Origin of the sequence: Rhodopseudomonas sp. B29, assembly GCF_000333455.1 — a bacterium.
Lineage (GTDB): Bacteria > Pseudomonadota > Alphaproteobacteria > Rhizobiales > Xanthobacteraceae > Rhodopseudomonas.
The window spans coordinates 1-2,090 of the sequence record NZ_BADD01000177.1; the positions used below are offsets into that span (position 1 = coordinate 1).

At 63.1% G+C, this 2,090-nt stretch carries 2 protein-coding genes; both read right to left on the reverse strand.

Annotated elements, in window-relative coordinates:
- Nucleotides 1-110 precede the first annotated feature (110 nt).
- Nucleotides 111-1,109 carry a Gfo/Idh/MocA family protein gene (locus I5M_RS06405; protein WP_022720638.1) on the reverse strand — a complete coding sequence of 333 codons (999 nt, stop codon included), beginning with the start codon at nucleotides 1,107-1,109 and terminating at the stop codon, nucleotides 111-113.
- A gap of 146 nt (nucleotides 1,110-1,255) precedes the next feature.
- Nucleotides 1,256-2,090, reverse strand: an 835-nt coding sequence (locus I5M_RS06410; protein ID WP_022720639.1) for an NAD-dependent epimerase/dehydratase family protein, incomplete at its 5' end; no start/stop codon positions are given.

Below are 2,090 nucleotides of genomic sequence, written 5' to 3' on the forward strand. Positions count from 1 at the left end.
CCGACGTCGATGAAGGGCACAGGATCGGTTCGAAGATGCTGGTTCATGGGCCTTGCTGGATTAAGCGGGAACAGAAAAAGAGCGGAAGCGGAAGCTCTCGGACACGCCGACTAGCCGGCGGCACGACGCGGCTTGGGCATCGTCTCGACGGCGGCTTTGCCGGCCGGCTCCAGGCACTGGATCGCGATCTCCAGGCTGGCGACCCCCTCTTCGCCCGACACCGCCGGCGCGGACCGGCTGCGCACTGCGCTGACGAACGACATCAGCTCTGCCCGCAGCGGCTCGTCGTGGCCGACCGGCAGATGCCGCATCGAGTAGCTGCCGTCGGCCTTGAAGCCGAAGCATTCGGTGACTTGCCGGGTCAGCAGATCGCCCATCACGTACTTGCCGCGCGTCGCCACCGTGACGTTGCGCGCCTTGAACGGCGTCAGCCAGTTGGTGTTGATATGGGCCAGCACGCCCGAGGCGGTGCGGAATTGTAAGAGCGCGATGTCTTCGCGCTCGGCAACGGCGCTGGAAAGCTGCGGTTGGACCTGGGTGATTTCCGATTCGGTGAACCAGCGGATCAGATCGATGTCATGGACGGCGAGATCGATCACCACGCCGACATTCGACATGCGCGGCGGGAACGGACCGACCCGGGTGATGCCGATCGACAGGATGTCCTCGTCGCGAATCGCCTGCTTGATCGCCGCCACCGCCGGATTGAAGCGCTCGACATGGCCGACCATGAGGGTGACGCCAGCCTTGCGGGCGGCAGCCACGATCTCGCGCCCCTCTTCGACCGTCGAGGCAATCGGCTTTTCAACTAGAACGTGGACACCGCGAGCGATGCAGGCCAGCGCGACCTCGTGATGCAAATGCGTCGGAGCGGCAATCGTTACCGCTTCGACGCCGGCGAGCAGCAGCTCGTCCACGGTCGCGAAAGTCGGGCAGCCGATCAATTCAGCCGCACGCTTGCGATGTTCCGGCAGCGGATCGACGATCCCGACCAGCGTCACCCCGGGCAGTCCCGCGAGCACCCGACCATGATTGGTGCCCATCACCCCGGCGCCGATGACGCCGACGCGGAGGGATGCTTTGGGCTCGTCGGGAATGCTGGAACTCATGAGATCGTGACCTCGAAGGTTAATCTGGGGTTTCCCTACCACGCCGTCACAGGTGTGGCGATGACCCGCGAAACTCGCCCAAACACGTTTTGATTCAGACGATTACAACGCCAAAACGAGGAATTCGGTGGAAAAACCGGATATGCTCAAACCCGGAAATAGTCCCGGTACCATGACACAAAGCTGCGGACACCGTCCTCGATTGCCGTCTCCGGCTTGAAGGCGACGTCGCGCATCAGGGCGTCGACGTCGGCGAACGTCTCCAGAACGTCACCCGGCTGCATCGGCAGCATCTCCTTGATGGCCGTGCGCCCGAAGCCCTGTTCCAGCAGCCCGACGACATGCATCAGCTCTTCCGGGCGATGGTTGCCGACATTGTAGATCCGGGCCGGCGGACCGTCCTCGCCCGACGGCACCAGATCCACCAGCCGCAGCATCACACGTGTGACATCGCCCACGAAGGTGAAATCTCGGCGCATCTGGCCATGGTTGAACAGCCGGATCGGCTTGCCCTGAGTGATGGCGTTGGCGAACAGGAACAGCGCCATATCGGGCCGATACCAAGGTCCATAAACCGTGAAGAAGCGCAGGCCGGTGGTCGGCAGCCGGTACAGATGGCTGTAGCAATGCGCCATCAACTCGTTGGCCTTCTTGGTCGCCGCGTACAGGCTGATCGGCTGATCGGTGCGATCCTCGACCGAGAACGGCAGCTTGGTATTGGCGCCGTATACCGACGACGATGACGCATAGATCAAGTGCTCGCAGCCGTTATGGCGGCAACCCTCGAGCACGTTGAGAAACCCTTGGAGATTGGCGTCCGCATAGGTATGCGGATGATCGAGGGAATAGCGCACGCCTGCTTGGGCCGCCAAGTGCATCACGACCGGAAAGCGATGCTCCGCAAACAGCGCCGCCGTCGCCGCGCGATCTGCGAGATCGGCGCGGATGAACGAAAAACCCGGCCGGCCTTCAAGCTGCGCG